This window comes from Nocardia nova (genome assembly GCF_002933465.1).
Taxonomy (GTDB): Bacteria; Actinomycetota; Actinomycetes; order Mycobacteriales; family Mycobacteriaceae; genus Nocardia; species Nocardia nova_B.
In genome coordinates this window covers 115,933-129,186 of record NZ_PSZE01000017.1, presented here as the reverse complement: position 1 = coordinate 129,186, position 13,254 = coordinate 115,933, and the positions used below count along the sequence as shown (strand labels likewise).

11 protein-coding genes are annotated in these 13,254 nt (G+C 69.7%); 8 read left to right on the top strand and 3 right to left on the bottom strand.

The genetic code is table 11. The features are described from left to right. Window positions 1-48: 48 nt before the first annotated feature. The gene (locus C5E41_RS20625) at window positions 49-1,755 is read right to left on the bottom strand and encodes a phospho-sugar mutase (protein WP_104377438.1); all 1,707 of its coding nucleotides are present in this window, start codon (window positions 1,753-1,755) and stop codon (window positions 49-51) included. Between the two features lie 9 nt (window positions 1,756-1,764). Next, window positions 1,765-2,544 carry a purine-nucleoside phosphorylase gene (locus tag C5E41_RS20620; protein WP_104377437.1) on the bottom strand — a complete coding sequence of 260 codons (780 nt, stop codon included), beginning with the start codon at window positions 2,542-2,544 and terminating at the stop codon, window positions 1,765-1,767. 100 nt (window positions 2,545-2,644) lie between these two features. On the opposite strand from C5E41_RS20620, the gene C5E41_RS20615 reads away from it, so the two are divergent. The 4 genes from C5E41_RS20615 (at window position 2,645) to C5E41_RS20600 (ending at window position 7,114) form a co-directional block, all read left to right on the top strand. Further along, window positions 2,645-3,553, top strand: coding sequence for a ribonuclease Z (locus C5E41_RS20615; RefSeq protein ID WP_104377436.1), 909 nt, complete (start codon window positions 2,645-2,647; stop codon window positions 3,551-3,553). Window positions 3,554-3,641: 88 nt separating this feature from the next. Continuing rightward, entirely contained in the window at window positions 3,642-4,343 is a 702-nt protein-coding gene (locus C5E41_RS20610) for an enoyl-CoA hydratase-related protein (RefSeq protein WP_104377435.1), read from the top strand. Window positions 4,344-4,388: 45 nt separating this feature from the next. Further along, window positions 4,389-5,732 (top strand): M20 family metallopeptidase, encoded by a 1,344-nt coding sequence (locus C5E41_RS20605; RefSeq protein ID WP_104377434.1) that lies wholly within the window; start codon window positions 4,389-4,391, stop codon window positions 5,730-5,732. A gap of 218 nt (window positions 5,733-5,950) precedes the next feature. Continuing rightward, window positions 5,951-7,114, top strand: a complete 1,164-nt coding sequence (locus C5E41_RS20600) for a M20 family metallopeptidase (RefSeq protein ID WP_104377463.1) — start codon at window positions 5,951-5,953, stop codon at window positions 7,112-7,114. A gap of 86 nt (window positions 7,115-7,200) precedes the next feature. On the opposite strand, the gene C5E41_RS20595 is transcribed toward C5E41_RS20600, so the two are convergent. Next, window positions 7,201-7,683: a gamma-glutamylcyclotransferase gene (locus tag C5E41_RS20595; RefSeq protein ID WP_039776727.1), complete on the bottom strand. Its 483-nt coding sequence runs from the start codon at window positions 7,681-7,683 to the stop codon at window positions 7,201-7,203. Between the two features lie 201 nt (window positions 7,684-7,884). On the opposite strand from C5E41_RS20595, the gene C5E41_RS20590 reads away from it, so the two are divergent. The 4 genes from C5E41_RS20590 to C5E41_RS20575 all read left to right on the top strand — a co-directional run bounded on the left by C5E41_RS20590 (window position 7,885) and on the right by C5E41_RS20575 (window position 13,248). Then, window positions 7,885-9,303, top strand: coding sequence for an NAD(P)H-quinone dehydrogenase (locus tag C5E41_RS20590; protein ID WP_258081119.1), 1,419 nt, complete (start codon window positions 7,885-7,887; stop codon window positions 9,301-9,303). Between the two features lie 354 nt (window positions 9,304-9,657). Continuing rightward, entirely contained in the window at window positions 9,658-10,800 is a 1,143-nt protein-coding gene (locus tag C5E41_RS20585) for a hypothetical protein (RefSeq protein WP_258081114.1), read from the top strand. A gap of 84 nt (window positions 10,801-10,884) precedes the next feature. Next, window positions 10,885-11,979, top strand: coding sequence for a hypothetical protein (locus tag C5E41_RS20580; protein WP_104377432.1), 1,095 nt, complete (start codon window positions 10,885-10,887; stop codon window positions 11,977-11,979). An 84-nt stretch (window positions 11,980-12,063) separates the two neighbouring features. After that, window positions 12,064-13,248: an aminotransferase-like domain-containing protein gene (locus C5E41_RS20575; RefSeq protein ID WP_104377431.1), complete on the top strand. Its 1,185-nt coding sequence runs from the start codon at window positions 12,064-12,066 to the stop codon at window positions 13,246-13,248. Window positions 13,249-13,254 lie beyond the last annotated feature (6 nt).

The window sequence follows — 13,254 nt, the reverse complement described above, 5'->3', positions numbered from 1 at the left end:
CCGCATCGGGTCGAAGTGCGGACCGTGACGGGCAGCGGGCTTAGCTGTTCACAATCTCTCGCAGAAAGCGCGCAGCGTCGAGAGACGTTGTGCCGCCGTGGATTTCGACTGGACCAGCGAGTCGCGGTCACGAACCGGTTCGACCACCTCCAGGTAGCACTTGAGCTTCGGCTCGGTACCCGAGGGGCGGATGACGAGGCGCTGCCCATCGCCCTCGAAGATCAAGGCGTCGGTGCGCATCCGGCCGCGGACCGTGGACAGGTCGGTACAGGTGACGGGGACGCCCGCGATGACGTCGGGCGGCGTATCGCGCAGGCGGGCAACGGCTTGCGCGGCGGCCGCCTGATCGGCCAGTCGCAGCGACACCTGGTCGCCGGCGTGCAGGCCGAATTCCACGGCGTAGTCGTCGAGGACGTCGAGCAGGCAACGCCCCTGCTCTCGCAGGCGGGCGGTGAGGTCGGCGGCGGCGACGGCGGCGGTGATGCCGTCCTTGTCGCGCACGGCGGCCGGGTCGACGCAGTGGCCGATGGCCTCCTCGTAGGCGTACACGAGGCCCTCGCCGGCACGAGCCAGCCATTTGAATCCGGTGAGCGTTTCGGCGTAGCGGGCGCCGCGCGCCGGCGCGAGTTTCCCCAGCAACCGCGACGACACGACGGTGGTCGCGACCAGCGCGTCCGGCGCCGCGTGGCGCAGGACGTAATCGGCCAGCAGCACACCGGTTTCGTCGCCGCGCAGCATGCGCCATCCGTGCGGGCCGGGCACCGCGAGGGCGCAGCGATCGGCATCGGGATCGAGTGCGACGGCGAGGTCGGCGTCGATCTTCTCTGCCAGTGCCAGCAGCAGATCCGCGGCCCCCGGCTCCTCCGGATTCGGGAACGCCACGGTCGGGAAATCCGGATCGGGCGCGAACTGTTCCTCGACCACATGGACGTCGGGGAACCCGGCGGCGGCCAGCGCGGCCACTGCCGTGTCGCCGCCGACGCCGTGCATGGGGGTCAGTGCGATCCGGATATCGGGACGCTGCACCGTCATTCGGCCTCCCGCGGCCGGTTCTCCGTCACGCTCGGCCGGCTCGAGCGCGCAGGCGGGTTCGCGCGGCGGACCGGCGCGGTGAACCTCGCCGTCGTGCCGCGATTCGCGTGTCGCGCCCACGGCGTGGGGGTCCCCACGGACCGGAATCGGCCGCGAGCCGCCGATCGTCTCGGGCACAGCGGCGGCTCGCGCCAGGTAGCGGCGAACGAGTTCCTCGCCGAGGTCGGCTCGGGTGGCACCCTCGGGCAGTGACAGGGCTGACGGCGAAGGGGCACCGGCCGCCGGATCGGCGCGGGCGATCGGTTCGGTGACCGCATCGATGCAGCGCTCGATCTCGGCGTCGGCGGGCGGGATCAGCTGCGAACCGCCGTCCAGATAGAGCTTGTAACCGTTGTCCGTGGCGGGATTGTGGGACGCGGTGATCTGCACTCCGGCCACCGCACCCAGCTCCCGCACCGCGAATGCCACGATCGGCGTCGGCAGTGGGCGTGGCAACAGCAGGACCGAGAAGCCCGCCGCGGCAAACACTTCCGCGGTGACCGTGGCGAACTCCGCGGAGCCGTGCCGGGCGTCGCGGCCCACGATCACCAGGCCACCGCCGAGGCAGCGGTCCCGGAGCCACGCGGCCACACCGGCGCTCGCGCGTGCCACGGTGCCGGCGTTCATCCCGTCCGGCCCGTCCTGTAGCGGGCCGCGCAGACCTGCCGTTCCGAATCGCAACATGACGCCCGCCTACAGCCGTTCCAGCACACCGCGCAGCAGTTTGCCCAATCTCGGTGCGGCGGCCTGCCCTTCGGCGAGTACCTCCTGGTGGGACAGCGGCGCGCCGGTGACGCCCGCGGCCAGATTGGTCACCAGCGATATGCCCAGCAGCCGCAGCCCCAGCGAGCGGGCCGCGATCGCCTCCAGCACGGTCGACATGCCGACCAGATCAGCGCCCATGCCGCCGAGCATGCGGATCTCGGCGGGCGTCTCGTACTGCGGCCCGTTCAGGCCCGCGTAGACGCCCTCACTCAGCGACGGGTCGATTTCCCTTGCCAGCGTGCGCAATTCGGGGTCCCAGGCATCGACCATGTTCACGAATGCGGCACCGGTGAGCGGAGTGCGCCCGGTGAGATTGAGGTGATCGCTGATCAGCACGGGCTCGCCGACGCGCAGGCCCGGGCGGATACCGCCCGCGGCGTTGGTGAGGATCACCGTCTCGGCGCCCGCCGCGGCCGCCGCGCGCACCGCGTGTACCACCCGATGCGGTTCGTAGCCCTCGTAGAGGTGCTGGCGGCCCATCATCAGCAGGACCGGCACCTCGCCGACCGGCACCGAATGCACGATGCCCTGATGTCCCTGGGCCGTCGGCGGTTCGAAGCCGGGCAGCTCGGTCATCGGAATCGACGCCCGCGGCGCTCCGATCTCGGTGGCGGCGGACTGCCAACCGGATCCGAGTACCACCGCGACCCGATGGTGCGTGACTCCCGTACGTGTGGCGATCGCCTCGGCGGCCTGTTCGGCAAGCATGCGCCCACGATAGTGCGCCGAGGGGCCGACGGCGCGCGTCGCGGGCCGGACACGACCACCGCCCTGGGCGCGCTCGCCGGGGCGGGGGCAGGATGGTGCCGTGCGTGAACTCGTGGTCCTCGGGACGGCCAGTCAGGTGCCGACCCGCCGACGCAATCACAACGGATATCTGTTGCGCTGGGACGGTGACGGCCTGCTGTTCGACCCCGGCGAGGGGACACAGCGGCAGATGCTGTTCGCGGGGGTTTCGGCGAGTGGCATCACCCGGATCGGGCTGACGCACTTCCACGGCGATCACTGCCTCGGCCTGCCCGGGGTGCTGGCGCGGCTGAATCTGGACCAGGTGACCCATCCGGTCGACATCTGCTTCCCGGGATCGGGCGCCGATCTGCTCACGCATCTGCGCGGGGTGGTACCCGCGTTTCCCGGGCTGCGCGAACATCCGATCGACGCGGACGGTCCGGTGCCGCTGCCCGACGCGCCGTTCACCTTCGAGGCGGTGCGGCTGTCGCATCGCATCGACACCTTCGGCTACCGGCTGGTCGAACCCGACAGCCATCGGATCCTGCCGGAGCGGCTCGCCGCATTCGGCCTGGCGGGTCCGGTGGTAGGGGCACTGCAGCGCGAGGGCGCGGTCCGGCTGCCCGACGGTCGCACGGTCACTGTCGACGAGGTCTCGGCCCCGCGGCCCGGACAGCGCTTCGCCTTCGTGATGGACACCCGAATGTGTTCGGGCGTAGCGGAATTGGCCGAAGGCGCCGATATGCTGGTCATCGAGTCGACCTTCTTGGAGGCCGAGGCGCAGCTGGCCGACGATTTCGGCCATCTCACCGCGGGGCAGGCGGCACGCGTGGCCGCGGAGGCGGGCGTGCGGACCCTCGTCCTCACCCATTTCTCGCAGCGCTACGGCGATCTGTCCGGGCACCGGGCCGAGGCGGAGCGGTATTTCGACGGGGAGTTGGTGATCGCCGAGGATCTGATGCGGGTGCCGATCCCACCACGTCGCTGACCTGTACGCGGCCGGTGATGACAACTCGTCGGTAACTTGGCCCGGGGTGTGATGCGGGCGTTCATACGGAGCTGCATATTCTCTGCCTATGCCGTACTTGGACCGTGCCGGGGACGTATTCGTGCTCTACCTCGGCAACGAGGGTCAGACCGACAGCGAGAACCGCTTCCACCCCGACTGGATCGACGCCGTTCACGCGAAACTGGACGAGGTCGAGGCCGCCGAGGGGCCGGCGGCGCTGGTCACGGTGGCCACCGGAAAGTTCTTCAGCAACGGCCTGGACACCGACTGGCTGTTCGGCAACATGGACAAGATGCACTGGTACCTGGACCGGGTGCATTCCGTCTTCAGCCGGCTGCTGGCCTTCGGTATGCCGACCGTCGCCGCGCTGAACGGCCACGCCTTCGGTGCGGGCGCGATGCTGGCCATCTCGCACGACTTCCGGGTGATGCGCTCGGATCGCGGGTACTGGTGCCTGCCCGAGGTTCACCTGGGGATGCCGTTCACGGTCGCGATGAACGCCCTCGTCACCGAACGACTGACCAATCAGGTCGCGCTCGAGGCGATGACCACCGGCCGACGCTACGGCGCGGCCGACGCGATCGCCGCGGGCATCGTCGACGAGGCGGCCGAGGGGGACGGCGTGCTGGCCGCGGCCGTGGCGCGGGCCGCGGCACTGACCGGCAACCGCAAGCCGAATCTGCCGGTTATCAAGCGTGCGCTGCACGGACGGGCGCTCGCGGGCCTGAATACCCCGACCACACCGGAGAATCTCGCCTTCGGCTCCTGATAACCCGATGATCATCGCGTGGCGCACAGTGCGAGACTGTGTGCCATGCCAGGCAGCGGGGACGAACGCAGCTGGAGTCGAACGGGCCGGTCGGCGCACCGGGCCGCGGCGCCCGGCTGCGCCCGCGCCGACGATGCCGGTGCCGACGATGCCGGTGCCCACGATGCCGGTGCCGCCGATTTCGACGCGCAGGTGGCCCCGGCGGATCCTGCCCTCCTTGCCGCTGCCGATGCCGCCGTCACGGCCGCCGAATCGGATCTGATCGCCCTCTCGCATTCCATTCACGCCGAACCCGAGCTGGCGTTCGCCGAGCACCGCAGTGTCGCCAAGACCCTGGTCCCGCTGCGTGAGCGCGGATTCGGTATCGAGACGCCGGTCGCGGACCTGGACACCGCCTTCGTCGCCACCTTCGGCGGCGGTGATCTGGTGGTCGGAATCTGCGCCGAATACGACGCGCTGCCCGAGATCGGTCACGCCTGCGGCCATAACATCATCGCCGCGGCGGCGGTGGGCGCGGGCTTGGCGCTGGCCGAGGTGGCCGATCGGTGCGGCCTCACCGTGAAGGTGTTCGGCACGCCGGCCGAGGAGAGCGGCGGCGGCAAGGTGCTGATGCTCGAGCGCGGCGTCTTCGACGGGGTCGCGATGGCCCTGATGGTGCATCCGGGTCCGCTGGACATCGTGGGTGCGCGGTCGCTGGCGCTGGCCGATCTGTCGGTGTCCTTCCACGGCCGCGAGGCACATGCCAGCGCCGCGCCGGAGTTCGGCCGCAACGCCGGGGACGCCGCCACCGTCGCGCAGGTCGCGCTGGGTCTGCTGCGTCAGCATCTGCGCCCCGGCCAGCAACTCCACGGTATAGTCGAGTCGGGCGGTGTTGCCCCGAATATCGTGCCCGGCCATGCGGAACTGTTGTATTACCTGCGGGCAGACGATTCCGCATCCCTCGACGATCTGCTGCAGCGCGCCTCGGCCTGCTTCGAGGCGGGAGCGCTGGCGACCGGATGCACCCATGAAATCCGGGCGCTGGCGCCCACATATACCGAGCTCACGCCGGATTCCGCACTACTGTGTGCCTACCGCGAGCAAATCATCGGTATGGGTCGCATGCCGCTCGCGCCGGACCTCGAGGCAGCACGGCCGCTGGGCAGTACCGATATGGGCAATGTCACCAACGTCATTCCCGGCATCCACCCGGTTATCGGCATCGAGGCGAACGGCGCGGTGACACACCAGCGGGAGTTCGCCGCGGCCTGTGTGACGCCGTCGGCCGATCTCGCGGTGGCCGACGGGGCGCGGGCACTGGCCCGTACCGCGATCCAGGTTGCGGGCGATCAACTACACAGGGACAGGTTGTTGGAGCGCAGTATTCAGCGACAGGAGGAAATTCGGTGAGCACGATCGGCCGGTCATCACCGGCGGGCCGCGAAGGAGATGCCGCGGCGGGTCGCGGCGACGACACCGCCACCGGTTCGGAGGACGACTCCGCGACCGGTGCGCGCCCTTCCGCGGCGGCGGGTCGCAAAGCCGCGGCCCCGGGCTTGCAGAGCAAGGCGCTGGGCCAAGCCGGTACGTGTCGGCACACCGGGCTCGCGACCGGGCGGCAGGCGGAGATCACAGCCGGACAGGCCGCGGTCGAGGCGTGGCTGCGCGACCACGGTGACGACCTGATCGGCTGGCGCCGCCACATCCACGCCAATCCGGAACTGTCCCGCGCCGAGCACGGCACCACCGAATTCGTCGAGTCCTGGCTGGTGAAGGCCGGTCTGGAACCGCGCAAACTGCCCACCGGCACCGGTTTGATCTGCGATATCGGCCCGGCCGGCCCGCGCCTGGCTCTACGCGCCGATATGGATGCGCTACCGCTGCAGGAGTACACCGGGCAGCCGTTCGCCTCGACCGTCCCCGGCGTATCCCACGCCTGTGGTCACGACGCGCACACCTCGATCCTGCTCGGCACCGCCCTCGCCCTCGCCGAGATGGACGAACTGCCGGTCGGCGTCCGGCTGGTCTTCCAGCACGCCGAGGAGGTCATGCCCGGCGGCGCCATCGATATGGTCGCCGCCGGTGCGATGGACGACGTCTCGCGGGTGTTCGCCCTGCACTGCGATCCCCGGCTCGAGGTCGGCCGGATCGGGGTGCGGGTCGGAGCCATCACCTCGGCCGCCGACACCGTGGAACTGGTGCTCGACTCGCCGGGCGGGCACACCTCCCGGCCGCATCTGACCAGCGACCTGGTCTATGCGATCGGCACCGTCATCACCGGCCTGCCGGGTCTGCTCAGCCGGCGCATCGATCCGCGAACCAGCACGGTGATGGTGTGGGGCGCGGTATCGGCGGGTAAGGCGCCCAATGCGATTCCGCAGACCGGCATGCTGACCGGGACCGTGCGGACCGGCGACCACACCACCTGGTCGATGCTCGAGCCGATGGTCCGCGAGATCGTCGACGGGCTGCTCGCCCCGACCGGCGTGCGGTATCAGCTGAACTACAAGCGCGGCGTGCCGCCGGTGGTCAACGACGAATTCTCCACCCGGATGTTCGAGGACGCGATCCTGGATCTGGGCCCGGACGCGCTGTCGGATACTCCGCAGTCGGGCGGTGGCGAGGACTTCTCCTGGTACCTCGAGGAGGTTCCGGGTGCGATGGCGCGGCTGGGCGTGTGGTCGGGCGAGGGCCCGCAACTGGACATCCACCAGCCGACCTTCGACATCGACGAGCGCGCGCTGGCGGCCGGCGTGCGCGTGCTGACCAATCTGGTCCTGCAGGCGCGCTGACCGGACGGCCCGTCGGGTGCGGACTCGGCGGGCTGTTCGGCTACACCCCGGCGGGCCGGGTCGCTACACCCCGGCGGGCCGGGTCGCTACATCGAGCCGAAGGTCCCCGGGCCCACGTTGCGGCTGTTGCGGGTGCGCAGCGCGTGGACGTAATCGGCGGGGGCTCCGGCCTTTTCGGCCGCGTCGGCGATCACGCCGATGTAGCGGGCCGAGGGCAGCCCGCCCTCGTAGGCGTCCAGCACGTACAGCCACGCCAGGACCGGCTGCGTACCCGTGCCCGAATTGGGCGAGACCCGGAGCCGGATCTTCTTGTGGATACCGAAATCCGAACCCTCCCACCGGTCGAGGCTCTGCTCGTCCTCGGCGGAGACGTCGTACAGCACGACGAACACCCGGGAGCCCGGATCCTCGACCACCGTCGCGAGCGGCCCTTCCCAGCCGATGTCGTCGCCGGCGAAGGTCAGGCGCCACCCTTCCAGCCAGCCCGTTCCGTAGACGGGGGAGTGCGGACAGCGCTTGAGCATCTGCTCCGGGTCCATATTGGATCCGTAGGCGGCGTATATCGGCACCTGGCAAGAGTATCGAATGTAGGGACGGCTTGTTTCGATCCGGCCGGGTTCGGGCCCTGCCTGTCTTCGGCGAGGCGGGCGAATGTCCGGAGAATTACCGGAAGGTGACGCGCGCAACGTCACCCATGACGCGGTCAAAACGATGAGGAGCAGGACCGATAACGTTGACGGCGGTGCCGGAGATCCCGGCCGGACGGCTCGATAGCGGAGGTATACATGGCCCGCATTGCAATCATCGGGGGCGGCCCCGCCGGCTACGAGGCGGCGTTGGTGGCAGCTCAGCACGGAGCCACGGTCACCGTGATCGACTCCGACGGTATCGGTGGCGCGTGCGTGCTGTGGGACTGCGTCCCGTCCAAGACATTCATCGCCTCGACCGGGGTGCGCACCGATCTGCGCCGCGCGCGTGATCTGGGCATCACGCTGCACATGGCGCAGGCGCAGGTGCGATTGTCGGAGGTGAACTCCCGGGTGAAGGCGCTTGCGCAGGCGCAGTCGTCCGATATCCGGTCCAAACTGCAGGCCGCCGGAGTCACCATCCTCAACGGCCGCGGCCAGCTGATCGACCAGATCGCCGGTCTGGCCACACATCTGGTGCGCGCGACGCTCGCCGACGGCACCGAACGGGTGATGGAGGCCGAGATCGTCCTGATCGCCACCGGCGCCAGCCCGCGGGTACTGCGCGGCGCCGAACCCGATGGTGAGCGCATTCTCACCTGGCGTCAGCTCTACGACCTCGGGGAGCTGCCGGAAACGCTGGTCGTGGTCGGCTCGGGTGTCACGGGCGCCGAATTCGTCTCCGCCTACACCGAGATGGGCGTGAAGGTGAAACTCGTCTCCAGCCGCGACCGGATGATGCCGGGCGAGGACGCCGACGCCGCGCTGGTCCTCGAGGACGCCCTGGCCGAACGTGGCGTGGAGCTCGTCAAGCAGGCCCGTGCCGACGCCGTCGAGCGGACCGCGGACGGGGTCGTGGTCAAACTGTCCGACGGGCGTACGGTCACCGGTTCCCATGCGCTGATGACGGTCGGTTCCACGCCCAATACCCAGGACCTGGGCCTCGAGCGCATCGGCATCGAACTCGATCGGGGCGGATATCTGCGCGTCGACCGCGTGTCGCGAACGTCGGTACCCGGGATCTATGCGGCCGGTGACTGCACCGGGCTGCTGCCACTGGCCTCGGTCGCGGCGATGCAGGGCCGGATCGCGATGTATCACGCGCTCGGCGAGGGCGTGCAGCCGATCCGGTTGAAGACGGTCGCCTCCGCGGTGTTCACCCGGCCCGAGATCGCCACGGTCGGTGTCAGCCAGACCGCGATCGACAACGGTGAGGTGCCCGCGCGCACGGTAATGCTGCCGCTCAACACCAATCCGCGGGCCAAGATGTCGGGCCTGCGCCGCGGCTTCGTGAAGATCTTCTGCCGGCCCGCCACCGGCGTGGTGATCGGTGGCGTGGTGGTCGCGCCCATCGCCTCCGAACTGATCCTGCCGATCGCGATCGCGGTACAGAACAACTTGACGGTGAACGACCTGGCACAGACGTTCTCGGTGTACCCGTCGCTGTCCGGATCGGTCACCGAGGCGGCGCGGCAATTGATGCGTCACGACGACCTCGATTAGTGGGCGGCGGCCGTTTCAAATGTGCTGCCCCGCTTGACGTTTTGCCGGACCGGGTGCGGCTTCCCGCAGTCGGGTAGCACCGCTTGCCTGAAACTTGTTCGTGTGGTTCACTTCCGGCAGAGATGTCAGTGGTGGGCGGTTGGCAGGTTCACGTGCGGGGGGAATGCAATCTTTCCCGGGCCGGGGATCCGTGAGCGGCCCGCGGACCGCAGCAGGGTGCGGGCCGGACATCGATGAGGGACGAATGGAGACGGCCCCATCGGACGGCGTTCGTCGGTCGGTGGCAGTGGCCGAGCTCGGGAAAGGGATTGCGAGACAGTGAAACATCGTAAGCCGAGTCGGGCGCAGCGTGCGATGGCCACGACGTCGTTGCCGCTGGCCACCGCGGCCGCCGTGGCAACCATCCTCGCGTCGGGTACGGCGAGTGCCGCGCCGGCCGATCAGCCGAGCGTGCCGACCACTCCGGCGCAGCCGGGCGCCGCCAACGAGGCCCCCGCGCAGGACAACAACAACGGCCAGAGCCAGGACGCGCCGGGCACGCAGGAGAACGCCCCGCACCAGAACGGCACTCAGCAGAACGGGCCGCAGCAGAACAACAACCAGCAGAACGGGACCCAGCAGAACGGGCCCCAGCGCAACGGCAATCCGCAGCCGGGCGTCACCACCCCCAATCAGCCGGGTGTCACCACGCCGAACCAGCCGGGCGTCACCACCCCGCAGCCGGGCGTCACCACCCCGAACCAGAACGCGCCCAAGCCGGACCAGAGCCTGGCCTCGCCGACCCAGCCGGGTGTGACCACCCCGCGTGTCGCGCCGCTGCCGGTGCCGGGGCAGGGCAGCCAGGTGCAGCCGGCCGTCGTTCCGGACCAGCCCACCCCGAACGGTCAGGCAGACCAGTTGAAGCCGGGTCAGCAGTCGCCGGACCAGACCGTGGGCACACCGAACAAGCCGCAGTCGCACGACGGCAGCGCGGACACGCTGCGTAGCCAGCAGGGCAACTCGGCCCCCGCGCAGCAGGCGCAGTGGACCTCTCCGAGCCTGCAGTCCGCGCCGGCCGCACCGGTCGTGCAGATGAACGGCCCGCACACCGAGGTCGGCGCCAACGTCGACGGCGGCGGGCTGCTGCCGGGCTACGTTGCCAACACCCACCACTTCAGCAACCTCGACGGGTATGTCGGCACGGTCGGCTACAGCACTCCCAACGGGGTGGGCGACGCGGGTGTGTCGGTGGAGTTCGTCGAGGCGAACAAGGTCAAGATCACCTCGTACACCCACGCCACCGGCTTCGACGATCTGAAGTCCGAGAACTACGTCGACACCACTCAGGCCAATGCGGCCAAGGCGGCCGTCGAGGGCTGGATCAAGCAGCAGCCGGGTGGCGCAGCGGCACTGGATGCGGCCGCTCAGATTGGTAGACTCCCGCAGGGTGATATCGCTCCGCAAACGGTGAATGTCGCTGGTGCGACCACACAGTGGGGTGGCACGGTCCAGTACTGATCCGGTACTGATACAGACTGAATCGGCGCGTGGGGCGGTCGTTCGCGACCGCCCCACGCGTGTGTCTCGGGGAAGGAACGGGTGATGGCCTCCGGCGACGATCAGGGCCGGGACGAAGGCGAGTCGGAATTCGGCCCGCCGGTTTCCGGATTCGGACCACCGCTGAACGATTTCGGGCCGCCGGCAGGTGAAACCGGTGCTGTCGGCTGGGCGCCGGTCGGGGAACCAGATCGTCCCACATTGGGCTGGCAGCCCGCCGACGCTCCCGCGACGCCGTCCGTCCCGCCGCCGCCCGCGCAGTACCGTGCGCCGGATTCGGCCGCGGCGCCGGAAACCGTTCGCCACCCGGCACCGGAGGCGCCGCCCGCGCCGGAAACCATGGGGACGCCCGCGCCCGAAACCATGGGGACGCCCGCGCCCGAAACCCGCCGCATCCCCGAGCCGTCGCACGGCACCGACGCAGCACGCGCCCCGGAGACGGTGCGCTACCCGGACGCCGGCGGCGCCGACGCGGACCGCGGAACCTGGTGGCGCGCAGACGATTCCGGTTTCCCGCCCACCCCGCCGCGGGAAACCACGGGTTCGCTGTGGGACGACGACGAGCTGGCCAAGAAGCTGGCGCCGTCGCGACCGGTGCCCGGGCCGGAACCCGTCGAGACCGGCCGCAACAAGACGGTGCTGATCGGCGGCATCGGCGCGGCGGTCGTGCTGATCGTGGCGTTGATCGTGGTCGTCGTCTTCGCCACGAGCGGTGGTGGCGACAAGTCCGACAATGCGCAGGCCGGTAGTGCGACCAACGCGACCGACGACACCGGCTGCCGGGCCCGCACCGAGGGCAATCTGGTCTACGGCAACGGGCCCGGCGACACCTCGAGCGGTGCGAACGCCATCTTCGGCTACCAGCACGCGTATTACACCGATCGCAATGCCGAGAAGGCGCACACCTTCATCGCTCCTGGTGCGAATGTGCAGGCCCCGCCGGACCTGCAGAAGACCATCGACGAGCACATCCCGAAGGGCACGACGTACTGCCTGCGGATCGCGACGACCGCGCCCAACCAGTTCAACGTCGAGGTCTCGGAGTTCCACCCCGACGGTACGAAGTCGCTGTATCTGGAGGTCATCACGACCGTGAATCAAGGAGGCCGGAACCTCATCCAGCTGATCCAGTCGTTCTGAATCTCACGATATGAGAATCTGAGTTCATATTGTGGATGCCATTGTGCGAAAGTGGAGGTATCACCCTTTCGTTCGGAGGTCTCCATGTCGCCGCATATTCCCCCCCTGTCCAGTCGGCTGGACGGTCTGCAGAGTTCGGCGATCCGGGATCTGCTCAAGCTGACCTCCCGGCCGGATATCGTCAGTCTGGCCGGGGGCCTGCCCGACGAACAGCTGATGCCGCGCGATGCCATCGCCCGCGCCGCGGAGTCGGCGCTGGCCGACCCGTCCCGATTGCAGTACACCGAATCCGCAGGTTGGGGGCCGCTGCGTGAGGTGCTCGCCTCGCGGGAGTCGGTGCGGCTCGGCCGGCCGGTGCCGGTGGAGGAGATCTTCGTCACGCACGGCTCGCAGCAGGCCCTCTCGCTGCTGGGGGAGGTTCTGCTGGATCCGGGCGCTCTCGTGGTGGTCGAGGATCCGGCCTATGTGGGTGCCTTGCAGGTGTTCCGCGCGGCAGGGGCGCGGATCGTGGCGATTCCGCTGGATTCCGACGGTATGCGTGTCGACGCGCTGGCCGAGCTGCTCGAGCGCGGCGAGCGTCCGGCGCTGGTGCACACGGTGAGCAATTTCCACAATCCGCGCGGGGTGACGCTGAGCCCGCAGCGCCGGCGCGAACTGGCGGCGCTGGCCGAACGGTACGGCTTCTGGGTGGTCGAGGACGATCCGTACGGCGAGCTGTGGTTCGATCGCCCCGCACCGCGGGCTGTCGCCGCCTACTCGCCCAACGTGATCCGGCTGTCGAGCGCCTCGAAGATCCTGGCGCCGACACTGCGGGTGGGCTGGATGATCGCCCCGAATGTGGTGTGCCGCGGCGTGGAACTGCTGAAGCAGGGCGCCGACCTCTGCGGTTCGGCGCTCACCCAGCAGATCGCCGCGGACCTGCTGGCCGACGAGCCGTGGCTGGGCGCCCACCTGGACAAGGTGCGCGGCATCTACGGCGAGCGTGCCACCGCCCTGGTGAACGCGGTTCGCACCCGTTTCGGCGACCGGGTGGTGAGCACCGACGCCGCCGGCGGCATGTTCGTGTGGCTCGACTTCACCGACGGCACCGACACCGTCGAACTACTGCCACGCGCGATCGACCACGGCGTGGCCTACGTCCCGGGCTCCGCGTTCGCGGTCTCGCAGCCCTACCGCGGCTCGATGCGCCTGTGTTTCACCACGTCGGATGGGGCCGTGCTCACCGATGCGGTCGACCGGCTGGGCCGCGCGGTCGACGCGGCGGCGTAGCGCACA

What these genes read in the sequence shown, in the direction of transcription:
- C5E41_RS20585 (WP_258081114.1), top strand. Translation starts at nt 9,658, where the DNA reads ATGGCCACGACGTCGTTGCCGCTGGCCACCGCGGCCGCCGTGGCAACC.
- C5E41_RS20605 (WP_104377434.1), top strand. Translation starts at nt 4,389, where the DNA reads ATGCCAGGCAGCGGGGACGAACGCAGCTGGAGTCGAACGGGCCGGTCG.
- C5E41_RS20620 (WP_104377437.1), bottom strand. Translation starts at nt 2,544, where the DNA reads ATGCTTGCCGAACAGGCCGCCGAGGCGATCGCCACACGTACGGGAGTC.
- C5E41_RS20575 (WP_104377431.1), top strand. Translation starts at nt 12,064, where the DNA reads ATGTCGCCGCATATTCCCCCCCTGTCCAGTCGGCTGGACGGTCTGCAG.
- C5E41_RS20625 (WP_104377438.1), bottom strand. Translation starts at nt 1,755, where the DNA reads ATGTTGCGATTCGGAACGGCAGGTCTGCGCGGCCCGCTACAGGACGGG.
- C5E41_RS20580 (WP_104377432.1), top strand. Translation starts at nt 10,885, where the DNA reads ATGGCCTCCGGCGACGATCAGGGCCGGGACGAAGGCGAGTCGGAATTC.
- C5E41_RS20610 (WP_104377435.1), top strand. Translation starts at nt 3,642, where the DNA reads ATGCCGTACTTGGACCGTGCCGGGGACGTATTCGTGCTCTACCTCGGC.